Below are 22,917 nucleotides of genomic sequence, written 5' to 3'. Positions count from 1 at the left end.
GGAATGGATTAAAAGAATGACGTGGTTTCGCAAAACCAGAATGTCGGTAGCCGAACTAAAGGAATATGTTGATCTGAGGGTTCAAGGTGGATTAAGTATTAAGTATGTATTGCAACGGTTAGATCATAAGACAATTCAGAAAACTGCCGACATCTATTTAGATATTACGGAAAAAATAGAAGAAGACGAACTTAAAAAGTTCGCCTCCTACACTAACAGGGAATACGAGTCGGCACAAAATCGGCACGATCCGTCTTTAAGATCTTTAGATTATCTCAAAAACCTTGTCTCACCAAGGGTTACAGCGTTTTAACCAATACTGCCTTCCATTTCGAACTTGATCAAACGGTTCATCTCTACCGCGTACTCCATCGGCAGTTCTTTGGTGAACGGTTCGATAAAGCCCATAACGATCATTTGTGTCGCTTCCGCTTCGGTCAGGCCGCGGCTCATCAGATAGAACAACTGATCCTCCGATACCTTGGATACCGTTGCTTCGTGCTCCAGCGTAATGTCGTCGTTCATGATTTCATTATAAGGAATCGTATCGGAGGTCGACTGGTTATCCAAAATCAACGTATCACACTTGATATTCGATTTTGCCCCTTGAGCCTGACGACCAAATGAAGCCAGTCCGCGATACGTTACTTTACCGCCATGCTTACTGATCGACTTGGATACAATCGTCGATGTCGTATCTGGTGCCAAGTGGATCATTTTCGCCCCTGCATCCTGATGCTGGCCTTTGCCTGCAACTGCAATGGACAAGACCATACCTTTAGCTCCACGGCCTTTCAGCACAACTGCCGGGTATTTCATCGTCAGCTTGGAACCAATGTTACCATCGACCCATTCCATCGTTGCATTTTCTTCTGCAACCGCACGTTTGGTCACCAAGTTAAAGATGTTTGGTGCCCAGTTTTGGATCGTTGTGTAACGAACGCGTGCGTTTTTCTTACAAATGATTTCCACCACTGCGCTATGCAGCGAGTTCGTGCTGTAAATCGGAGCCGTACAGCCTTCTACATAATGAACGAAGCTGTCTTCGTCGGCAATAATGAGTGTACGCTCGAATTGCCCCATGTTTTCCGAGTTAATACGGAAGTAAGCCTGCAATGGAACTTCACATTTTACACCCTTCGGTACATAGATAAAGCTTCCGCCTGACCATACCGCACTGTTCAGTGCTGCAAACTTGTTGTCCGCAGGAGGTACAACTGTCGCAAAATACTCTTTCAGAATTTCAGGATGCTCACGCAGCGCCGTATCGGTGTCCATGAAAATAACGCCCTGATCTTCGAGTTCCTTTTGCATGCTATGGTAAACAACCTCGGATTCATACTGCGCGGATACACCAGCCAAAAACTTTTGCTCCGCTTCAGGAATTCCCAGTTTATCAAAGGTTTCCTTAATTTCCGTAGGAACCTCTTCCCACGTTTTTCCTTGCTTCTCGGAGGCTCTTACATAGTACTGGATATCGTCGAAATCCAGCTCATTCATATCTCCGCCCCAGTTTGGCATAGGCATTTTTTCAAACTGCTTTAGTGCTTTCAGACGGAATTCCAGCATCCATTCTGGCTCATCCTTAATTTTGGAGATTTCCTTTACGATTTCCGGAGTGAGACCCTTACCTGTTTGGAAAATGGATTTGTGCTCGTCACGAAAGCCATATTTATACTCTTCCATTTCCGGTGCTTGCTTGGCCATGTTTCTCAAACCTCCTCTATTCTAGTTAAATTATTGTTCTTCATCAATTCCTTTGCGCAGCGCATTCCAGGCCAAAGTCGCACATTTGATACGGGCCGGGAACTTATTGACACCTGACAAAGCTTCCAGTTCTTCATAATCGTCGAATTCGGCGGCTTCACCCTTCATCAGAGAAGAGAAGCGATTCGCCATATCCAGCGCCTGATCAATCGTTTTTCCCTTAACCGCCTCTGTCATCATTGAAGCGGAGGACATGCTGATTGAACAGCCTTCCCCTGTAAAACGGGCATCCTCGACAACGCCGTCCTTCGTCTTGAGTTGAAGAGAAATCCGGTCACCACACGTAGGATTGTTCAAATCCACCGTGACCACGTCATCCTCAAAACGTCCGCGATTCCGCGGATTTTTATAATGATCCATAATTACACGTCGGTACAAGTCATCAAGTTGCATCGCCAAAATACTCCTTTGTTTGGATTAAGGCGCTGATCAAAACGTCGACTTCCTCTTCTGTGTTATAGAGGTAAAAGCTGGCTCGCGCCGTTGCACTGGCTTTCAACCAGCGCATCAATGGCTGGCAGCAGTGATGGCCTGCACGTACAGCCACCCCTTTACTATCCAGCACGGTCGCTACATCATGCGGATGTACATCATCCAGATTGAATGTTACGAGTCCTACATGACGTTCAGCAGGACCGTAAATCGTCAAGCCATCCACTTCACGGAGACGTTTGAGAGCATAGTTGGCCAGACGGCTTTCATGCTGTGCAATCGCGTCCAGCCCGATGCTTTCCAGAAAATCAATGGCAGCTCCCAAACCGACAGCTCCGGCAATGATCGGGGTTCCGCCTTCGAATTTCCAAGGCAGCTCCTTCCATGTGGATTCATACAATCCCACATCGTCGATCATTTCCCCGCCGAATTCAATCGGCTCCATGTTTTCCAACAGCGCCTTTTTGCCGTACAATGCCCCGATCCCTGTAGGACCACACATTTTGTGACCAGAAAAAGCATAAAAGTCAGCATCGATGTCTTGCACGTCTACTTTCATATGTGGTGTGCTTTGTGCACCGTCTACGACGATGATCGCACCTTTTCGATGCGCAATAGCGGCAATCTCTTTGACCGGGTTCACAACGCCAAGCACATTCGAGACATGCGCAATCGCTACAATTTTCGTGTTTTCGGTAATGGTATTCTCCACATCAGCAAGATCAACGCTACCATCCTCTTGAAGTGGAATATATTTCAAAGTTGCGCCTGTGGCTTTGGCTACCTGTTGCCACGGAATCAGATTACTGTGATGCTCCATCTGTGTGATGACAATCTCATCACCTTCCTGACAGTTGGCTCTACCATAGGAAGAAGCGACCAGATTCAGCGCCGTTGTTGTTCCTCTTGTAAAAATAATTTCCTGACTGCGCTTTGCATTCAGAAAGCGGGCTACCTTCTCCCGCGCACCTTCATAAGCATCCGTAGCGCGACTCCCCAAGGTATGCACACCACGGTGAACGTTCGAATTATCATATTCGTAGTAGTGCTTGATCGCCTCGATGACCGCCAGCGGTTTTTGCGAAGTGGCCGCATTATCCAAATAAACCAGCGGATGACCGTTAATCTCCTGATGTAAAATCGGGAACTGTTCACGGATCAATGCAGTATTCATTGGCCTAACTTCCTTTCAACAAGGCTTTGCAGCTGCTGTTGAAGTCCTTCAAGCGGAATTTCAGAAACGACAGGTGCCAGAAAGCCATAAATAATCAAGCGTTCAGCTTCTGCACGGCTAATCCCGCGGGACATCAAATAATACACTTGTTCACGATTCACCTGACCGACCGAAGCTGCGTGACCTGCGGTCACATCATCCTCATCAATCAGAAGGATCGGGTTAGCGTCACCACGCGCTTTCGGGCTAAGCATAAGAACACGTTCTGTTTGCTGGCCGTCTGCTTTGGTAGCACCTTTTTCAATTTTCGTAATACCGTTAATAATGGAAGAAGCATTTTCACGCATAACTGCGCGTGTAATCATCTGGCTGGCCGAACTTTTGCCAAAATGCTGTGCTTGTGTCGTATAGTTCAGCTTTTGCGAGCCGGAGCCTACAGCAATAATCTTGGCATCCGAGTTGGAGCCATTGCCTTTCAGCACGGACATCGTATTGCTTGCTGTATTGCCGTAGTTCATTTCTCCGACAATCCATTCGATAGCTGCATCGTTCCCCAACGTAGCACGGCGGATCGAAATATCCGTTACTTGCTCTCCAAGCTGATGCACCGTTGCATAGCGCACCTTGGCTCCTGCATTCGCTACCACTTCTACTGCGCCATTATGAATGACAGGTGCAGCCAAATCCGCAGATACATAGTTGTCTACGTACGTTACGGAACTATGGCTTTCAGCAATGAGCAGTACGTGAGGTGCAAAGGTTGCTGTCGCATCATCTGTCAGGAAAACAGCCTGAAGCGGAACATTTAACTCCACATTCTTCGGCACATAAGCGAATACTCCACCGTTCCAGATCGCTGCGTGCAGCGCGGACAATGAATTTTCATCCGTCTTAATGACCGTATTCAGATGAGCTTTAACTAGATCACCATGCTCCTTAACCGCCGTTTGCAGATCCGTGAAAATAACGCCTTGCGCTGCCAATTCCTCGCTCAGCTTCACATATACCGCGCCGGAGTTGTGCTGGATAATCAGACCGCCCTCCTGCTGATCTTTTACCAGATCGGCAATCGCTGCGGGAACCTGCCCCACCGATGCAATCGCCTCGCTGTTTTTATGTTGACCGTAATCGTTGAGATTCCAACGTTCGATTTTGGTTTTTTCAAATACCGGAAGCTCCAGTTTGCCTGCAAGCTCAAGTGCTTTTTGTCTGTCTGCGGTCAGCCATGACGGCTCGCCGTTACGTTCGGACAGAACGCGCAGTTGCTCGGAATCTACCGGAAGGATTGTTTGTGTACTCATTAGTTTTCCTCCTCGCTTCCGGCTTACGCCTCTTGTCCTACAGTTTCATCAACGATACCCAGTTCTTCCTTGATCCAGTCGTAACCGTCCGCTTCCAGACGCTCAGCCAGCTCAGGTCCACCGGATTTAACGATGCGTCCTTGCATCATGACATGTACAAAATCAGGCTTAACGTAATTCAACAGACGCTGGTAGTGAGTAATGATGAGGAAACCGCGCTCTTCGGAACGCATAGCATTGACACCGCTAGCCACGATTCTCAAAGCGTCAATATCCAGACCGGAGTCGATTTCGTCCAGAATGACGATTTTCGGATCGATCATCATCATTTGCAAAATTTCATTCCGTTTTTTCTCACCACCGGAGAAACCTTCATTCAGGTAACGATGAGCAAACTCAGGATTCATTTCAAGTTCCTTCATTTTGCTTTCCATTTGGCGAATAAATTTAATCAGGGAAATTTCCTGTCCTTCTTCACGGCGTGCGTTAATTGCACTACGCAAAAAGTCGGAGTTGGTGACCCCTGCAATTTCACTCGGATACTGCATAGCCAGGAACAATCCCGCACGTGCGCGCTCATCCACTTCCATGTCCAAAACGTCTTCTCCGTCCAAAGTTACTTTGCCATCTGTGACTTCATATTTGGGATGCCCCATCAAAGCAGAGGCCAATGTACTTTTACCCGTTCCGTTAGGACCCATGATGGCATGGATTTCTCCGCCCTTCATTTCGAGGTTGATGCCTTTCAGAATTTCCTTGCCTTCAATGGTCGCTTTGAGACCTTCAATCTTAAAGTTTGTAGCCATATTCGGAATACCCTCCAAAATTTGTAGTGTGGTGTCGAAATCAGAAAGTATATTTAAACAGGGGAGCCCCCTGATTTCAAGCAAGCGAAATATTTAAAAATTTATTTATAATCATTCTAAACTGATTCTCAATGATTCTCAAGTTATTTTATAATAAATATCTTTAAGGGTGCAACCCAACAGACACACGTTATGCGACTTTCTTCATAAAATATTCATACGAACCCAGCTCACAAATGGCAAAATAGCATACGAACCCATCTAAATACGAAGTGTGTTTAAAAGCCAACGTGATGAACAATGAAAAAGAAAGGTGCTATTTTACCGTGATTTTCTGCTTCCTATTTTATATTATAGCGTAATTATTCATCATTACCGCATATCCCATCATAATCGTATCCCATCTATGAAAAAACATTAAAATGCTGTAAATTGCTGTATTTTTCAGCCATAAAAACGCTACCGACAACATGATGTCAGTAGCGTTTTTACACGTGTAGCGCTTATTTCAGAATACGGTCCCACTTCTATGGAATAAGAATTAAACTGTCAGAATCAAGCTTGCAGCATCATTGTTATGGTTAGCCCAGATAAGAGCGAAGCATCCACATATGTTTTTCCAGATCCGCCTTATAACCAATCAGCAAATCTGCGGTTGGCTGATCAGAAGTACTTTCTGCCAATTCAATCCCTTCCTGAAATTCCTCACAGACGGTGGCAAAGTCCTCAATCAGCGTTTGTACCATTTTCGGCGCATCCTCATTACCACTTGCCTCGTGAATCGAGGACAACTCCAGATATTCTTTTAACGTTGCTGAAGGAGAACCTTTCAGCGCCAGCAGGCGTTCAGCGATCTCGTCCATTTTTAGCGTAATTTCATTATATAGCTCTTCAAATTTGACATGGAGTGTAAAAAAGTTGGTGCCTTTCACATACCAGTGATAGTTATGAATCTTCACATATAGCACATTCAGATTGGCCACCTGACGGTTTAACAGTTCTTCCACCGATTTCGTTTGCGTATTTTTCGAGTTGCTTGTTGTTTTAGCCATAATAAATCCCTTCCTTTTCATCAAATTGTTCATTCAGGAACGTTTACGCATTCATCCACCGTCATTCTGACGGGAAGACGCCAGCGGGCACGGTATTTCGCCTGCCGGACGTCTGTTTATTATTTACCCTTCCAGTATAGAGACGAAACAAAACAACAGAGTTCCTGAGTGCTCTTCCGGCGTTTCGTAAAAAAAATGTACAAAATTCAAGCGTTTTTCGTTATACTTGGCTCTACCCAAGCAAAATGGTTGGTTTAATCTTTTAGTATTTTTGGAAATCGACTTAAGCACATTTTATGGAGGTGACTTCGTTGTCCCAATATCATCCTTTAACGACAGAAGAAGCAATTGAATTCGTGAAGGGCATCCCCGGATTTTTTAGTCAGGACGCCCGTCTGGAAGGCCGAGAAATCGGTGATGGTAACCTGAATCTGGTTTTTCATATTACGGATTCTGAATCTGACAAGAGTATCATTGCCAAACAGGCGCTTCCCTATGTGAAAATTGTGGGTGAATCCTGGCCGCTGTCACTGGATCGTGCCCGTATTGAACGCGAGGCACTTCAGCAGGAGCACCACATTTGCCCTGAGCTGGTTCCTGCGGTGCTCGGCTATGACGATGAACTCGCCTTGACTGTGATGGAGGATCTAAGCTCATACACAATCATGCGCAAAGGATTAATCGAAGGAAACACATATCCGCATTTCGCTGACCATATTGGAGAATTTCTGGCACGTACGCTCTTTTTCACCTCGGATCTGGGCATGAATCAGCAAGACAAAAAAGAGCTGGTCAAGCGCTTTATCAACCCGGATCTTTGCAAAATCACCGAGGATCTTATTTTGGATGAGCCTTATCGGTTTTCGGACAATAACAACTATGGTTCGTACATCGAAGACGAGGCTGAGGCACTTCGTACAGATCAGGCCATTCACCTGGAAGTGGCTTTGCTGCGCGAGAAATTTCTGACGCGAACAGAAGCGCTACTGCATGGCGATCTTCATACGGGCAGTATTTTTGTAACAGCGGAGTCCACTAAAGTCATTGATCCCGAGTTTGCCTACTACGGACCGATGGGCTTTGATATCGGGGCGGTGATTGCCAATCTGCTGTTGAACTACGCAGCACAGCCCGGATGGACTACTGACGAGACAGCTATGCAGCAACGGCGTGACTGGCTTTTAGAGACTGCCATTCAGGTATGGGAGCGGTATGAGAGCGGGTTCCGCAAACTGTGGGACAAGCATGTTACCGACCACATGGCCCGCACACCGGGATATCAGGACTTGTACATCCAGAAAGTGCTGCAAGATACGATTGGCTTTGCAGGCTGCAAAGTCATCCGCCGCATCATCAGCTTGTCGCATGTGGCCGATATAGACACGATTGCCAATCGTGCGATCAAGGAAGCAGCGGAAAGACTGGCGCTATCTATCGGGAAAGCCTTGGTTCTACGCAATCGTGAGGTGCATTCGATTCGTGAATTGGGAGACATTATTCAGACAGCAACGGCTGCCCAAACTAAAGGAGCTTAATGGATATGAGTGAAAACAAAAAATCTGCGACTGAAGCTTCCAATGAAGCAATAGTGCCTGGTCAGGCTCTATCGTCGCTAGTATGGAAAGGTGACCACTTGTCCATGCTGGACCAGCGCCTGCTGCCCGAATCCATCGTGATGCTGGATTTGTTCACAGCCGAGGAAGTGTGGGATGGCATCCATGCCATGAAGGTACGCGGTGCGCCGGCCATCGGGATGGCTGCGGCCTACGGCGTCGTGCTGGGTGCTTCCGCTTACGGCGGAACCGATGTTGCTGGATGGCTGGAGCATGTACACAGCGTTTGCGGGCATTTGGCTACATCACGACCGACCGCGGTGAACCTGTTCTGGGCACTGGACCGTATGAAGAAGCGGGCCAAAGAACTAACGGCCGAAGCGACCGGAGGACGGGTCGAGGATTGGAATGCCGGATTGGAGCGTGAAGCTATATCCATTCAGGCAGAGGATGAGGAAGTATGCCGCCTGATCGGCGTCCATGCTTTACCTCTATTCCAAGACGGCATGGGCGTGCTCACTCACTGCAATGCAGGCGGGCTGGCGACAGCGAAGTATGGGACGGCGCTCGCTCCCATGTATCTCGCACATGAGAACGGCATACACCTGAAAGTGTTTGCCGACGAAACGCGTCCTGTGCTCCAAGGGGCGCGACTGACGGCTTTTGAACTTCAGCAGGCTGGTATTGATGTAACCCTGCTGTGTGACAACATGGCTGGCATGGTCATGGCCAAAGGATGGGTTCAGGCCGTCATCGTCGGCACGGACAGAGTGGCTGCCAATGGCGATGTCGCCAACAAAATCGGGACTTACAGCTTAGCTGTGCTGGCCAAGGCGCATGGTATTCCTTTTTATGTAGCTTCACCGCTATCTACAATTGATTTGCACACGGCAACAGGCGCAGACATTCCCATCGAGGAACGCCCTGCGGAGGAAGTTACCGAAAGCTTCGGCAAAAGGACGGCCCCACAGGGTATCAAGGTCTATAACCCGGCTTTCGACATTACGCCTCAGGAATACATTACCGCCATCATTACCGAAAAAGGGATCGTTCAAGCTCCCTTTAGCGACAGCCTGCCTGCTTTATTTGTAGATTAATTTGTCTGGGCCATGTAGCTCGTATGAAGGTTGAATTGTTTTACTCGATAAAATATAACTTTTCTATTGAAAAACCGGAGCGAAGTTGCCCCGGTTTTTCGCGTTTTTCTACCTTCGTAGAGTAAAAGCCCTACCACTTAGACCAGCTTCAACAGCGCCTCATACCCCGGCATACCCGGCTTAATCCCTAGCTGCTCCGCTTCCGTCGTCACCGACTCCATGGGCGCTTCCAACAATTCGCGCAGCGTTTTCACACCCACAGCTCGTGCGGCAAGAATTTTCCGATCTCCCAGCCGTTCATTCAGCAATCCGACATCCAGTGCGCCGCACATGATGTAACCACGGAAATTGGAGATGGTCAACAGCGTTGTTTTAGGCAGTTTGACCTCAACTCCGATAAATGAATGCTCACCCACCTGTACGGGTTCCATGTGTATCATTGTCCTCACGTGCACCTCCTCTTTGTTCATCCGGGATATTTTATGCAGCATTTGCGCGTGAGTGTGGACACCCGTGGATATGTATTGAATTTTAGTACACTAATTTTGTGGAGTGACTATTGCGTAATGTGCATTTTCTGCGCATTCCACATCAATCCGTTAAGAATGAATTTGATTTGATTTGATTTGATTTTAGGATTCTCGATTCTCTGTGCCCACTTTCTAATCTAATCCCCCTTTATTCAGACGGGATAACTCTACAAAAAAGCTCACTTCTTTATACAATCAAAGAGGTAAGCTCAGATATAAATTATTTTGTAACATCAATTATTTTCTTAGCAATCAATCGACACGCTTCAATACTTTTATCGAACTCCTTTTTAAAAGATTGTGCAAATCCAAAATGAATTTGTTTGGCTAATTCTTCTACAGAGTTTGTTTTATTACTTTTCTCATAAATTCTACGTATTTCGGAATAGTACTCATCTTCTAATAAAGGATATATTTCGATTGGATTCCATTCATTAATGATTTGTACGATATCATCGTTCATTTCTGTACACTCCTACTCTCCAAATAACGATTTAGATAGTGCTTTATATGCATCATCATACTTACTCTTAGGACTGGTAACGTATTCCAAATGAGTTTACACAAAATTATTGACAGACCCTACCTATAGTATATGGGAACACCAAAGGTCAACTTGATAGTTGGTCATTTAACTAATACTAATGAAAAAGAAAACTATTTTAATCATGGTCGGAGCCGTCTTAGCTATCTTTATTATTTTTTTCCTTTTTAACCTATGCGCGATCAATGACCTGCATGTACCTTCCCAATAAAAACACAGTCAAGGAGATTATTGAACAAGAATATTTACAACTTGTCACTAATATCAGACCATATTATAACTTGACTTTATCAAGTCCTCCAATAAAAGGGGGGCTTTATTTAGATCATTTTTGAGAAAAAAGCATCAACCGTCCCTAACTCCTTACAAATCAAAAAGGCTAGACGGACAATCCCATCTAACCTTCTGTATTGATCATAAGAATTTAATGATCTGCTTCAATAACTGATGCGAATTTAAATCACTTATCCCTATTAGAGATGATTAAATTTCGCCGTGATGTGTCGGTTGATAACTAGACCCTTTATCTGGAAATTGTAAAGGTATAGTCACTACTGCTACTAACATAAAGCTGGCTACTAAAAAGGTTAGAATAATTTTACGTTTCATCTTCATCCACCTCATTAATCAAATTTCTGAAAACTGCCCTTGTCTCAGCAGAAGCATGTTCTTGAAAAAACTCAAACAGTCTCATACATTTAATTATATACGATTTATTATTGATTAATGTAGATTTTTCCAAACAACTTAATAAAAATCTAAAGCCATCAGAAAATCTTCCTTTGGTCAAATAGTAAACTGATAATTCCTTCGAAAAATGTATAAAACGTTCTGTTATGAATCGTTGAGTATAAAAGCTTTCGATGCTTTGTTCCTCCAGATAAGATGAAATATCCACCTCGAATTGCTTTAGAATATCATCTACATCAAAATGATATTGGTTAGCTGCCTCAACTATAATATCAAGTGCGGGAAGAACTTCATCTTTTCTTGATGAAAAATAAGCAACATAATCGGGAAGCACGTTTACTTCACCCGCAAGGAGCCTATTCACATAGGTATTGGCGTTTGCCCACTCCTTAAATTGATTTTTCCATTTTAGGGTCGTTTCATCTTCTTCTTCCACCCAGCTTAAATCGGCATATTTCTGGATATGCTGGAGCCCTGTTTCATAATCTTTCTTAGCATCACAAGCTTCAGCACGAATTAAATGTGAAAATGCCCAGTATACAAATGGAGGGTAAAATGACTTCTTTCTATGTTCGCTCTTTGCATGATACTGTTGATCGATTTTGTATTGTATTTCTGCTTTATTTCCCAAAGTTGTAGCAAACTTATTGGCCTTATCCCACTTACGCAATGAACGACATGTATTCACTAAATCCCTTAACGCATCTAGCTGATCCGCTTCATCCAAGCGCTCAACGTAAGTTTGAAACTGAACTACCGCATCATAGTTTTCCTCTTGATTATCACCTTGTCTTGCCACAAATAATCGATACTGGCACATAGCCAGACGTTCTGAATATTGCTTTTTCTCACTTACAGCTACATTTTCATAAAGTATAGCTGCCGCCTCATATAACTCTTCTTTAAAGAGTTCTTCAGCAAGTTCGAATAAGGATTCTGAATATCCCAGCTTGTCCATCAATAAGTTTACAACTTCATGAATACAGTCCAATTTGTTTAATCTCGCACAATTATGTAAGAAAGGACTCATTCGACGCCAATTAGGGTTAGCTTCCGCTAAATACTCATGCACATATCGTTCATAATAATAGCCGACAGGATGCCCCATTGCTTTTGTGATTCGATCTAGTTGATCGACTGAAAAAGTGCGGTTCCCATTAATGATGCTGCTCATCGTACCAGGATTCATGTCTACTTCTCTGGCTAAGTTGCTTAGAATTAAATCATTATCTTTCATATGATTGGTTATCTCTGTGAGTATCGTGGCTGTATTAGACAAAATAAACCACCCCTTAAAAGGAACTTGTTAGGAATCAACTCATTAAAAAGAAGGCTATTGCAATCCAATAATAGAACAGACTTACTGCAATACATTGTACCATCTTCTGGAACAATATCATATACCTCTCATATATTTACTTAAGATACCTTTTCGGATTAACTCTTCTTCTCTATAACCATAGTATTTGTACCATGATAGAGAACAATTGGGGGTTGAAATTCCTTATAGCACACCCCTTATCAACATCATTATTACAACCTTCCGATTCATTAATCGGTTTCAAAGTGTAACTTCTACAATATCGCCATGAAAGTGACCAAAATGTGCCGCCTTATGAATAAATAAACCTTTTATTATAGGAACAATATACCATATAACGGTACACTTGTTCGATCCTTTATTTAGGGTATTAAATAACAACACTCTACAGATGGGTTTTAGACGATGGATTGAAGAAAATTCACGATCTGCTCTTTATGATGCCTGTGTGAGAAATAGCTTCATTTAACAAATCATGTGGTTTCATATTTCTTCCGAAATCAACGGATGCATCGTTAAATGCCTGTACATTTCAGCAATCGTTGCCAAGTGAATTCCTCCTGTCTCATATTAGAGCGAGAAGTTCTAAATCAGATTGATTTCAATTCGTACAAGCCATTTTGAAGCGAAAGACTGGCAGGACATGTACTATTAATCAAGACTTTGGTGTTGTACTCGCGCGGCATCCTATCGTCCGGGAACCAAGGCCGCTGCTTGTCTATTACAATTAATAATCCTTCCGCGTCCCCTAGCGGCGTGAATTGCGGCCCAGCTCCACCCCATGAATCAAGTTGGAACACTTCTGTGATGGTTTGACAAAATTTTGGAACATTATCTACAGGAAGGCCAATCTCACTTATACGAAGTAGAGCCTTTGGCCCGAAAGCTTCATCTACAGCGTTATCGAGTGAATGGTGAGCGATGAACTCGATGAGGTTATGATCTGGATCATAGAAGTAAAGTGCTGTTGCATTCCAGCTTTCGAAAAGAAACTCATCCTCTTTGGTTCTTGAAATCAATGAGATACCCCGGTCGATTACCCATTGTTTTGCTTCAATGAACTTATTCGTTGGAATCGCAAATGCAACGTGATAAAACTCATTCTCCATGAGGGAATCTTCCTGAAAAGCAAGAACCGATTCGCCAGCTCGAAATGACAATCGTGAAGCGGTTTCCTCCAGAACTTCCAGATCCAAGAGAGAGCCGTAAAAATCTTTCATGGCATCCAATCGGTGTGTATTTAAGAGCACTTCTGTTATTTTCATCGCGTTCGTCATCCTCCTTAAAATAAATGATTTATACTTAAGATAACTTGATTACGTAAGCCGTAGATTGATATCTAGTGTCCTTCAAAACCCCTGTTGGAATCAACAGCTTTTTACCGGAAGGGCTCCAGCGTAACTGATCACTTATGCCATTATCGCCCAGAACCGGGGTTTGCTCCCCTGTTTCTGCTTCTGTAATGAAAAAACGGTATTTATCTCCATCCTCAGAAACCGCATAGGCCAGCTTGCTGCCATCCGGCGACCAGCTTGTGCCGAACAGTTGCATACCCGAAGCCAATGTGGACAGTTCTTTCCCTTTGGTATCGCAAAGAACCAATACGTTCTCCCCAGGTTTGGTGTGTTTTACAACCGCCAGCTTGCTGCCATCTGGGGAAGGAAGGACCACCCAGACGTTTTTTTTCAGGACTTCGGATTGCTTGGTTTCGATATCATAGGCGATCAATTCCCCCATTGCAACATAGTAGATCATGTTTCCCGACTGAGCCACGCTAGAAACACTTCTCTGTCCAGTCTTGACTGCGACTTCACTTTTTCCGTTCACATCAGCCCTGATAATGTCCCCTTCCATATTGGGAAAAATAACGTGACCTGTATCCTCCCATACGCCTTCCCCGGCCATAAACTCTGCATCGTACATCTTCACGGAAACGCCGGTTTCAAGATTCATGATGTAGCCTATTCCTGTGGATTCATACAATTGCTGATAAAGCATATGCTTCCTGTCAGGGGACAGCTTTGCAAATCCGTAGCTGTTCTCCCCCTCCAGCAGCGGCGTCTCCCCACTGGAAGCAAGATCATATTGATAGAGGTTATGTGGATAACGTTTTTCTCCCTCAATTATCACGGGGGAAAGCTTCCTGTTCTCTTTATCAACCGCAAGCGTGCCTTCACTCACCCAATCCATCCCGCGCACACCCTCGATCTTAGCAATGCCCTCCAGCTTCAACTTGGTGTATACGGATTCAGTGGTGTTATCCATCACGGTAATCTTTTTGCCGGACTTCTCTACGACCTGCCGCGCCTCTGTGTTTCCTGTACTGCACGCAGTCATGGACAGAAGAATTGCCGTAGCGAGCAGAATGAGTCCTGTTTTGCCCGGCTTGCTGTGGATATTTACGTTCATTGCATGATTCCCCCTAAAAACATTGTACAGCATAGACATGATTGAATTCGATTCATACAAAACTCGCTGTGGAGCCTAATCATGAGTTTTGTGTAGCCTTTGCTTACTCTAAGCATACTGGAGGAGTATTTCTAAACCACACCTGCTTGTTTCCAAGTTGTAAACTTTTTGCGTAGCTTTGATACAGAGTGCAGACCTGTTAAGATGTAGCCGGAAAAGATAGCTCAAAAACCGAACCTTCGCCTTCCGACTCCAGCAGCGTAATGCTTCCATTCTGCTTCTCGACCAGATTGCGCACCAGTGACAGTCCCAGTCCCGTGCCGCCCGATTGCCTGGATCGGTCGCGGTTGACCGTGTAGAAGGGCTCGAAAATCCTCTCTCTGGCTTCATCAGGAATGCCTATGCCGGAATCACGGATCGTGATCCTTACCCGGTTGTCTCTAAGTTCGCTGTAGACATGAATTGTTCCTTGAGGGACATTATATTTAATCGCATTATCCAGCAAATTAATAAAAATATGCATAAAGCTCTCTTTATCAATCCAGATGTGGGCTGGCTTCGCATCGCAGGAAATAGTGATACCGAAGCGTTCCGCCTTGCCGCTCATACGTGAACAAACATTGCGCAGCCCCTCTGCAACCTCCAACAGCTCGGCCTGTGACTCAAAATCATATTTTTCCAGCGCCGACACCTGTAGCACCTTCTCCACCATTTCATATAGCCGCTGAGTTTCTTGGGCGATGCTGGCCTTGGCTTCCAACAGCAGTTTGGGATCATCGTCGTACATATTCAGCAGATCCACGTAAGCTTTAATGGAGGTCAGCGGTGTCTTGAATTCATGGCTAATATTGCCGATATATTGCTTCTGCTGCTGCTCCAGCGCCTGGAGCTTGTGGATAGCCAGTTGTAGCTTCCGTTGCTCTTCATCCTTAGCAGCAATACTCTGCTCAATCTCCATGCTCATAAAGTAGATGCCCTCGGCCAGCTCGCCCAGTTCATCCTTTCGCCTAAGTGGAGGAGCCTGAATATATTCGGCGCGGCGAATATCCTCTGCCGCCTTTTTCAACCGTCCAATGGCTGCGGCTGCCCGGTTAAAATACAAATATCCAATGATGAAGCTTAGCAAAAGCACCGCGATCCCTGTAGTCAGGAACAAATTCTGGAGGGTTCGTAGAAAACTCTGCGAACTTTTGAGTGAATATTGCAACTGAACTACCCCCATTTGTTCCTCTGGCCCTTGGAGCGGCGCCAGATACAGGAGTGTGTCCCCCACAACCTCATATGCAATTTTATTTTGCAATGCATAGGCCAATGCAGCATTTACTCCACTCTGCTGGTCCACCGCTGGATGATCTTGAATTGAGGTGCCCACCTGGAGTCCCTGCGCATCATATAGCGTGACTCCCAGTCCGGTAAATCCGGCCAACTCTGTAGCCAGCCCCCGGCCTCGCTGCTTCATAAATGTCTGCGGCTCCAGCCGCGTACCCGTATAATAGGTCTGCTTCACTCGCAGATTAACCGTTTTGACGTGCTGGGCCAGATAAACCTCGGTTTGAGTCTGCTGGTTCTTTTCCGCCCCTTGAAGAACGAAATAGCTTAGCACGCCTAGAGCAAGAATAAGCAGTACAGCCAGGAACAGACTGAATTTCAGCTTGATGCTAATTCTCATGGATAATCACCGCTCATCTTTTCTTTATTTGTCTCCTTTTATCTCACTCAAAAGCCTGGCATTTACATTCAACGCTGAAAATTGAAAAAGCACATCCTCTTCATCCAATACCTTACTTTTCGCTATTTCCAAATCAACAACCTCTTCATTTAAAAGCTCTGCGGATCGCTGAGTTTGACCGTTAAAGTTGAGAATTTGAACGTATTGATGCAAGGTCAAGCTTGTAATTCCCCATTTATGCTTAGGTTCAGGTATCAGGTCCCAAGTCATGATACATCCGAATATTCATCGGTTTACCTCCAAAGATCATTTCATTCTCAACATAAATCAATACCCATCCGTTTTCATCTACTTCTTTTGGTTATGGTTCAATGCAACGACAATTGTGATGACTAATCCGATCAGCGTCACCAGCAATGTACCGAACATTATCATTAATGTCAGCGCATCTTTAACCTCCACAGGCGTCACCTCCTTTGCAGGAGATAAACCGACCGCCCATCTAAGCCAATAGATTGGTTAAAAACATGATAGCACACGATATTAGTAGCCTGAAACCAAGTCTCTGGCTTCATCTTCTGCCTTTTCAATAGCTTCAGCTAAAGTCATTTCAGGCTTTACTTGTTTGTACTGAATGGCTTTACTATATGTACCCCCTGCCTCGCTCCACTCCCAATATGTATGAACATCCACTGACTCCAGAAAATAGACCGATAAGGCCTCTACAGGATTTACAGCATATAAATCCATGAACTTCTGGTTTGAAAGCTGATCGCGCTTAAGAAATTCCTTTTTCATATTGTATAATAGATTCAATACATCTTCGTCATTCACATTCACGATGCGATTCACAAATGCATTGCGTCTTTCCACGTTATTCAATATGATTTGGATAGCGTTGCGTATACGCCAAGCCTCCGGGCCAATACTGAGCATATGAATTAAATCGTGAGTAGTCAGGTCAGGGTAAAATGGGGCTGGTTGAATTATTCGTGTCCACACTCCATCGTTCCCATTCTCAAACACTTGAATCGCATCAGTAACATTCACCCCAATGGTCTGCCATTGGCGGTTGAGGGCATCTGTAATGTGATAGTAGTGCAGCCCAGCTTCTTCGTTTTCTTCTGTCTGCTCCCAAACCTGTCCCATACGAACAATGGTTTTGATGACTTGTTTGTTGGCTTTAGTGTTTGGCATCATGGTATCATCCCCAATTCAATTTTTGGAAAAATGGCAATAGCAAAGCCAAGGGTATGTTGTACATCCCTTTGATAAGGTATCAGTATTAAATTTTGTTGATCGTTTAACGATCATATATACAAACACAGTATAGCACATGAACGTTTAATGTGCAATAATTTACATGCAGTCTTTGGAGGTTTTTTAATGGATAATAAGGATTGGGTCTTATATTGTAAACTGGGAGAAATAATTGAAAAGCACAATGTGTCTGTATTGAAGCTATCTGAGGATATTAACCATAGAAGAACAACGATTATGGATTTAATGCATAATAAAGACATGGAGAACAAGCGTATACCTGCCTCTCTTATCACTAAATTGTGTGTTTATTTCGATATCACTCCTAACGATTTATTTGAAATTCGTAAGCTCTAAATAAAACACGGAACCGTAAAATATAGACTCTGAAAAGAGTTATTTTTACGGGTCCCACGTTTACGTAATTAGTAAATAATTATCATGCATTAGATTTGAACATTTTTACTTTAATGATGATTGTTAAAAAAGCCAGAAGTGTAAACATCATTCCGCTCCAGATAAGCTGATGTATTCCCAAGTGAGAGATAAACCAACCGCCAATTGAGGCCCCTATAGTAATGCCAAGATTAGAAAATGAAACAAACAAGCTGTTTCCAAATTCGGGAGCTTCTTTCGTCTCTGTCGTTAACCATGCTTGGCTAATAATAAGCCCTCCGGAATGCACTGCCCCCCAAATGAGTACGACTACAACCATGGGAAGGAAAGAAGAACTCAAATAATAAATAATTAAGTAAATGATCACATAAAGCAGGGGAAACATAAGGACGGTCTTTATAAGATTTTTATGTAATAACCCTCCAAATAAAAAATTTCCAAAAATCATGATGATTCCAAAGACCATTAACATGATACTAATCCATGACCCATTCATATGGGTGACCTGACCAAGATATTCAGCAAAGTAGCTGTACACAGAAAACATAGCTGCAAAGATAAAAATAACGGTCACGATATTGAACCATAATTGAGGTTTACGTAGTATACCGAGCTGTTTTCCATAAGACATTTTCTCTTTAACCGGCATAGAAGGAAGCCAAATGAGGATTCCTGTAAAGGCAATCATGCTGACAACAGCCCCAAACAAGAAAGCGGCTTCTAACGATATTTTTTCTGCGAGATAAGAAGTTAAAGGTACGCCAAAAGCAAATCCGACCGTTATTCCGGCGAAAACCTTGGTGACTGCTTTACTGCTTTTTTCCGGCGGGACAAGTTTGGCTGCGACCACTAGGGCAACCGAAAAAAAGACAGGATGAAAAATAGCAGGGAGAATGCGGAAAATGAGCATAACATCGAACTCGGTTGTAAAAGCATAAACCATATTTGAAATCACAAAACTGAGCACAGCCGTTAGCAGAATGACTTTACGATTTATACCGGAAACGAGTAAGGTCAGAAATGGACCTGAAATAGCAACCACTAAAGAAAATACACTTACAAGCCAGCCAGCCTGTGAAGTCGATATATTAAATTTTTGAGTGACCTGGGGTAAAACACCTATAATCCCCATTTCCGTTGTAATAATGCCGAATACGCCTAAAGCCAGAATAATAATAAGCAAAGAGTTAACCTGTTTCATTTTAAATGTAAGCCCCCATTATATTTATATATACAGATTTATAGATGTGTTTTACGAAAAAAAACCTCCTTTCTGTCTATAGTTCCTTTTGGATGTACTCGGCAAATTCCTGTATTGTCTTTTCGTTCCGACGATAGTACGTCCACTTCCCAATTCGCTCAGACTCCAACAAACCAGCTTTTTGCATCGTTAATAAATAACTTGAGATAACAGACTGTGCAAGTCCTGCTTTAGCCTGAATTTCCCCCACGCATACTCCGATTCGAAAATTAAGACCTTGGTTCAGATAAGCCTGTTCATCAAAAAATTCCTCTGGATTTTTTAACCACAGCATAATTAGACGGCGTGTCTCATTAGACAAAGCTTTATAAATCAATAACGGTTCCATAAAGTACATTATATCTACTTTATTAGATTTGTAAATATAAAATCCAGGTAGCTTTGCAGAAGAAATGAATTAATACTGCAACTGTCTATATAAAAAGAGGCTGTTTCCCCCACGGAAAATCCGCTCGGAAACAGCCTTTTTGCGTACCACTTCAACTACACTGACTTACTACGATTGGAGCGATACATCAAGTACAGGAAATACGGCGCACCGATCAGAGCGATCAGCAGCCCGGAAGGAATCTCCGTCGGCGCAAGCACCGTCCGTCCAATCGTATCTGCCAGCACCAGCATCACCGCTCCCAGGATGCTTGACAAAATAATGGAACGGCGTACGTGGTGCCCGATCAACGTACGCACGATATGCGGAGCAATCAGCCCGATGAAGCCAATCGTACCCACGCAGGCTACCGCTCCTCCCGCCAGCAGCACACCCACTGCCATCGCCAGCAGCCGGGTGCGACGCACTGGAAGCCCCAGTCCCATGGCGCTGCTATCGTCAAATACCAAAAGATCGAAGCGGCGAGCTAGCCACCAGGCTACTGGCAACAACACGAGCAGAAAGGCCAGAATCGTCGTCACCTGCGCCCAGCTTCGCGCATAGGTACTCCCCGTCAGCCAAATATAACCGGTGCTGCCCCACAGCGAGCCTTGGATAATTAGCACCTGAATTCCGGCTGCTCCAATCGCTGATACGGCGATGCCGAGTAATATGACAACAGACGGATTCAGATGTTTGTTCCAGGATAGAAAGAAGATCACCGCCGCCGAAACTGCCGCTCCGGCGATCGCAGCAACCGGCAGCACATAAACAGGCAGTCCGGGCCAGACGATGATTACTGCAAGCGCGCCGAATCCCGCTCCAGAAGAAACCCCGATGATCGAGGCATCCGCCAAGGGATTGCGAACGGCTAGTTGGATCAAGACACCGCTGACCGCAAGCGCGATACCAGCCCCGGCCGCCACCAGCGTGCGTGGAATTCTAAACTGCAGCAAAGCCGAATTCGCGCTCTCACCGCCGAACAGGCCAGACAGCAGATCGCCCACCGGAATGCGCATTCCTCCAAACATCAGGCTGAATACGGTTAAAAGCACGGCCCCGCACGCAAACAATGTGACCAGCCTGCCATACGGTAATTTCCGAGAGCGCACACCTATGTTCATTGAAGACTGTCCGCCGATGCCGGAAGGCAGTTTCATCCTCCACAGGATCAGCCAAATTAACCAAGGGGCCCCGATCAATGCCATTACTGCTCCGGTCGGCAGATCCATGCTTGATTGGTGGACCATTTTCGCCAGCACGTCAGCGCCTGTCAGGAGTAATGCTCCCCACAGGAAGGAACCGGGCAGCACCCAGCGATGCATTTTCAGGCCGCTTAAGCGCACCAAATGCGGAGCCACTAAACCTACAAACCCGATGGGTCCAATGACGCTGACTGTAATGGTCGACAGCAAGACCGCCAATACAATTCCCACCGCCCGGGTCAAGCCCACCTTTTGCCCGAGGGACGTGGATGTGGACTCATCCAGATCCAGCACATCGAATTGCCTCGACAGTAAAACCGCGATAACCGAGAGTCCTACAACCCAGGGCCAAGCATAAGTAGTGCCACTCCAATCGTTTTGCACCAGCGAACCGGAACCCCATAGAAACAATCCCTGCGTTTCAAAGGAGTAAAAAATATGTAATGCTCCGGTAAACGAACCGAGCACCATAGACACAATGAGGCCAGCAAGCGCCAGCCGGATCGGACTGCCAGCTCGCCCACCGCCCATGAAGTAAGCAAGCACCGCTGCCAGCAGGCCGCCGATGGCGGCAAACAGAAATGGAGCCTGATGCAGCAATCCGGGGAACATCACCGCGCCAAGCACAACCACAAAGTAGGCACCAGCGTTGATTCCGAGCGTATCAGAAGCCGCCAACGGATTTTTGGTAATAGCCTGTAGCAACGCACCGGCAATAGCCAGCGCACCGCCAGCCAAGATTCCAATGACCGTACGCGGCATCCGCAGATCCCAAACCATATTGTGCTCAAGCGTATTCTGACGCTGGGTCAACGCCTCGATTACCGTATGCAGCGGGATCGGCGCCTCTCCGTAGCACAAGCTTACAAAAAAAAGCGCGATAAGGACGGCCAATCCGCCCCCAAAAATGCTTCCTACACGCCAAGCCTTCGACAAATTCGTTCTGTCTGCTCGGGTCATTTCGTCAGAACTCCAACCACCTGATCAACCAACACTTTAGATGAGATTGGGCCGCCGAACGTCCACGTTGTTCCGTCCAGCGGGTAGGTCCGTTTTTCTTTGACGAAATTCAGTTCTTTCCAGACTGAATTGTTCTTCATCGCGGCTCCGAATACATCGTCCGTCTTCTGCGTAATGTAGATAAAATGGCTGTCCTGTACCGCCGGAAGAGCTTCGATGCCAACAGTGCTGAATCCATATTTCTCGGTTTTGTCCGACTTCCAGTCGTTTACCATACCGAGTTTCGCAAGCGTCCCAACTACAAGCGAGTTATCCTTAAACATCCGTAGGCTGGCAGCATTTTGAGCTGTGAAAGCCTGAGTCAGCGCGTAGTGGAAATTCGCTTTTCCCGCTTTTTCCAATGCAGCCTTTGCCTCAATATAATGTTGGTCAAGTTCGCTTAGGACTTTATCCGCCTGCTCCGTTCTTCCAGTAGCGATAGCGATCTGCTTAAAGATCTCGACCATGCGGTCGTAATCATAACCGTTTCCCTTGTAAGGATCGTATTCTATCGTTGGTGCGATTCCCTTAAGCTGTGCGTAAATCGCTGCATTATTGTCTGCGTTAGAGATAATAAGGTCCGGTTTGAGCGCCGCGATCGCTTCCAAATTCGGTTCGCCCCGTGTACCGATATCAGTGACCGAATCAGCCAGTTTCGCCTCCTGTGTGACCCACAGCTTATAGTCGTCGTTGTCCGCATTACCAACAGGCTGCACACCCAGCGCGATCAGATCTTCGGTAAACGTCCATTCCAGTACAACGATACGTTCGGCTGGCTTGTCCAGCTTGACTTCCCCGTGATCGTCTTTAACCGTAACCGGCCCGGCCGCTTTGGTTGTCTGCTCAGATCCGGAAGTGGCTTCCGACTTCGAGCTATCCCCTACTGATCCGCAGCCCGCCAATACAATAGCAAAAACCGTAAACAATAATAGACCATTCAACATCTTTTTCATTTCTCTCATTCACCCCTGCATGTATATGTCTCATTAGAAAATGATAATCATTATCAGTAAAAGAGTATAGGGGTTGATGATTTTTGTCAACAAAGATTGTACTAAAGAAAAGTACTATGTCGCATTGGAAA

23 protein-coding genes are annotated in these 22,917 nt (G+C 45.2%); 4 read left to right on the top strand and 19 right to left on the bottom strand.

Annotated features, from left to right (window positions below):
- The first annotated feature begins 40 nt into the window (after positions 1-40).
- The gene (locus E0698_RS15895; RefSeq protein WP_192512184.1) at positions 41-313 is read left to right on the top strand and encodes a hypothetical protein; all 273 of its coding nucleotides are present in this window, start codon (positions 41-43) and stop codon (positions 311-313) included.
- On the opposite strand, the gene sufB is transcribed toward E0698_RS15895, so the two are convergent.
- From sufB to E0698_RS15865, 6 genes are all read right to left on the bottom strand, one after another.
- Positions 310-1,707 carry a Fe-S cluster assembly protein SufB gene (gene sufB / locus E0698_RS15890; protein ID WP_192512183.1) on the bottom strand — a complete coding sequence of 466 codons (1,398 nt, stop codon included), beginning with the start codon at positions 1,705-1,707 and terminating at the stop codon, positions 310-312. The genes E0698_RS15895 and sufB overlap by 4 nt on opposite strands.
- Before the next feature lie 30 nt (positions 1,708-1,737).
- Entirely contained in the window at positions 1,738-2,160 is a 423-nt protein-coding gene (gene sufU / locus E0698_RS15885; protein ID WP_025685368.1) for a Fe-S cluster assembly sulfur transfer protein SufU, read from the bottom strand.
- A complete protein-coding gene (locus E0698_RS15880) occupies positions 2,150-3,373 on the bottom strand; it encodes a cysteine desulfurase (RefSeq protein WP_044648558.1) in 1,224 nt (407 codons plus the stop codon). The genes sufU and E0698_RS15880 overlap by 11 nt, the downstream gene beginning before the upstream one ends.
- Entirely contained in the window at positions 3,370-4,674 is a 1,305-nt protein-coding gene (gene sufD, locus E0698_RS15875) for a Fe-S cluster assembly protein SufD (protein WP_192512182.1), read from the bottom strand. The genes E0698_RS15880 and sufD overlap by 4 nt, the downstream gene beginning before the upstream one ends.
- Positions 4,675-4,697: 23 nt before the next feature.
- Positions 4,698-5,480, bottom strand: a complete 783-nt coding sequence (gene sufC, locus E0698_RS15870; RefSeq protein WP_025685365.1) for a Fe-S cluster assembly ATPase SufC — start codon at positions 5,478-5,480, stop codon at positions 4,698-4,700.
- A 581-nt stretch (positions 5,481-6,061) separates the two neighbouring features.
- Positions 6,062-6,532 (bottom strand): Dps family protein, encoded by a 471-nt coding sequence (locus E0698_RS15865; protein WP_134910452.1) that lies wholly within the window; start codon positions 6,530-6,532, stop codon positions 6,062-6,064.
- A 311-nt stretch (positions 6,533-6,843) separates the two neighbouring features.
- Here E0698_RS15865 and mtnK point away from each other — a divergent pair, with 311 nt between their 5' ends.
- Positions 6,844-8,067: an S-methyl-5-thioribose kinase gene (mtnK, locus tag E0698_RS15860; RefSeq protein WP_192512181.1), complete on the top strand. Its 1,224-nt coding sequence runs from the start codon at positions 6,844-6,846 to the stop codon at positions 8,065-8,067.
- Positions 8,068-8,072: 5 nt separating this feature from the next.
- Positions 8,073-9,182 (top strand): S-methyl-5-thioribose-1-phosphate isomerase, encoded by a 1,110-nt coding sequence (gene mtnA, locus E0698_RS15855; protein ID WP_192512180.1) that lies wholly within the window; start codon positions 8,073-8,075, stop codon positions 9,180-9,182.
- Positions 9,183-9,319: 137 nt separating this feature from the next.
- Here mtnA and E0698_RS15850 read toward each other — a convergent pair whose 3' ends face one another.
- The 9 genes from E0698_RS15850 to E0698_RS15815 form a co-directional block, all read right to left on the bottom strand.
- Positions 9,320-9,622, bottom strand: a complete 303-nt coding sequence (locus E0698_RS15850) for a YunC family protein (RefSeq protein WP_192512206.1) — start codon at positions 9,620-9,622, stop codon at positions 9,320-9,322.
- Positions 9,623-9,932: 310 nt separating this feature from the next.
- Positions 9,933-10,175, bottom strand: coding sequence for a DUF1871 family protein (locus tag E0698_RS15845; RefSeq protein ID WP_192512179.1), 243 nt, complete (start codon positions 10,173-10,175; stop codon positions 9,933-9,935).
- 679 nt (positions 10,176-10,854) lie between these two features.
- A complete protein-coding gene (locus E0698_RS15840) occupies positions 10,855-12,225 on the bottom strand; it encodes a transcriptional regulator (protein ID WP_238354022.1) in 1,371 nt (456 codons plus the stop codon).
- 632 nt (positions 12,226-12,857) lie between these two features.
- Positions 12,858-13,532: a VOC family protein gene (locus tag E0698_RS15835; protein ID WP_192512178.1), complete on the bottom strand. Its 675-nt coding sequence runs from the start codon at positions 13,530-13,532 to the stop codon at positions 12,858-12,860.
- Between the two features lie 37 nt (positions 13,533-13,569).
- A complete protein-coding gene (locus E0698_RS15830; protein WP_149095343.1) occupies positions 13,570-14,676 on the bottom strand; it encodes a PD40 domain-containing protein in 1,107 nt (368 codons plus the stop codon).
- Between the two features lie 199 nt (positions 14,677-14,875).
- Positions 14,876-16,345 (bottom strand): sensor histidine kinase, encoded by a 1,470-nt coding sequence (locus tag E0698_RS15825; protein ID WP_192512177.1) that lies wholly within the window; start codon positions 16,343-16,345, stop codon positions 14,876-14,878.
- A 24-nt stretch (positions 16,346-16,369) separates the two neighbouring features.
- Positions 16,370-16,615 (bottom strand): hypothetical protein, encoded by a 246-nt coding sequence (locus E0698_RS15820; RefSeq protein ID WP_187644902.1) that lies wholly within the window; start codon positions 16,613-16,615, stop codon positions 16,370-16,372.
- 78 nt (positions 16,616-16,693) lie between these two features.
- A complete protein-coding gene (locus E0698_RS26960) occupies positions 16,694-16,807 on the bottom strand; it encodes a putative holin-like toxin (RefSeq protein WP_222934653.1) in 114 nt (37 codons plus the stop codon).
- Between the two features lie 81 nt (positions 16,808-16,888).
- Positions 16,889-17,545, bottom strand: a complete 657-nt coding sequence (locus E0698_RS15815) for a hypothetical protein (protein ID WP_192512176.1) — start codon at positions 17,543-17,545, stop codon at positions 16,889-16,891.
- Between the two features lie 186 nt (positions 17,546-17,731).
- Here E0698_RS15815 and E0698_RS15810 point away from each other — a divergent pair, with 186 nt between their 5' ends.
- Entirely contained in the window at positions 17,732-17,962 is a 231-nt protein-coding gene (locus tag E0698_RS15810; RefSeq protein ID WP_134910460.1) for a helix-turn-helix domain-containing protein, read from the top strand.
- An 82-nt stretch (positions 17,963-18,044) separates the two neighbouring features.
- On the opposite strand, the gene E0698_RS15805 is transcribed toward E0698_RS15810, so the two are convergent.
- The 4 genes from E0698_RS15805 to E0698_RS15790 form a co-directional block, all read right to left on the bottom strand.
- Positions 18,045-19,202: an MFS transporter gene (locus tag E0698_RS15805; RefSeq protein WP_192512175.1), complete on the bottom strand. Its 1,158-nt coding sequence runs from the start codon at positions 19,200-19,202 to the stop codon at positions 18,045-18,047.
- A 76-nt stretch (positions 19,203-19,278) separates the two neighbouring features.
- Positions 19,279-19,590, bottom strand: a complete 312-nt coding sequence (locus tag E0698_RS15800; protein WP_192512174.1) for an ArsR/SmtB family transcription factor — start codon at positions 19,588-19,590, stop codon at positions 19,279-19,281.
- 155 nt (positions 19,591-19,745) lie between these two features.
- Entirely contained in the window at positions 19,746-21,794 is a 2,049-nt protein-coding gene (locus E0698_RS15795) for an iron ABC transporter permease (protein ID WP_149095340.1), read from the bottom strand.
- Positions 21,791-22,786 carry an ABC transporter substrate-binding protein gene (locus E0698_RS15790; protein ID WP_192512173.1) on the bottom strand — a complete coding sequence of 332 codons (996 nt, stop codon included), beginning with the start codon at positions 22,784-22,786 and terminating at the stop codon, positions 21,791-21,793. Before E0698_RS15790 ends, E0698_RS15795 begins: the two co-directional genes overlap by 4 nt.
- Between the last annotated feature and the right edge of the window lie 131 nt (positions 22,787-22,917).

The sequence above is a fragment of the Paenibacillus sp. 23TSA30-6 genome, assembly GCF_014858585.1.
In the GTDB taxonomy this organism is placed as follows: domain Bacteria; phylum Bacillota; class Bacilli; order Paenibacillales; family Paenibacillaceae; genus Paenibacillus.
The sequence above is the reverse complement of the archived record's forward strand: the minus strand, read 5'-3'. Positions and strand labels throughout refer to the sequence as shown.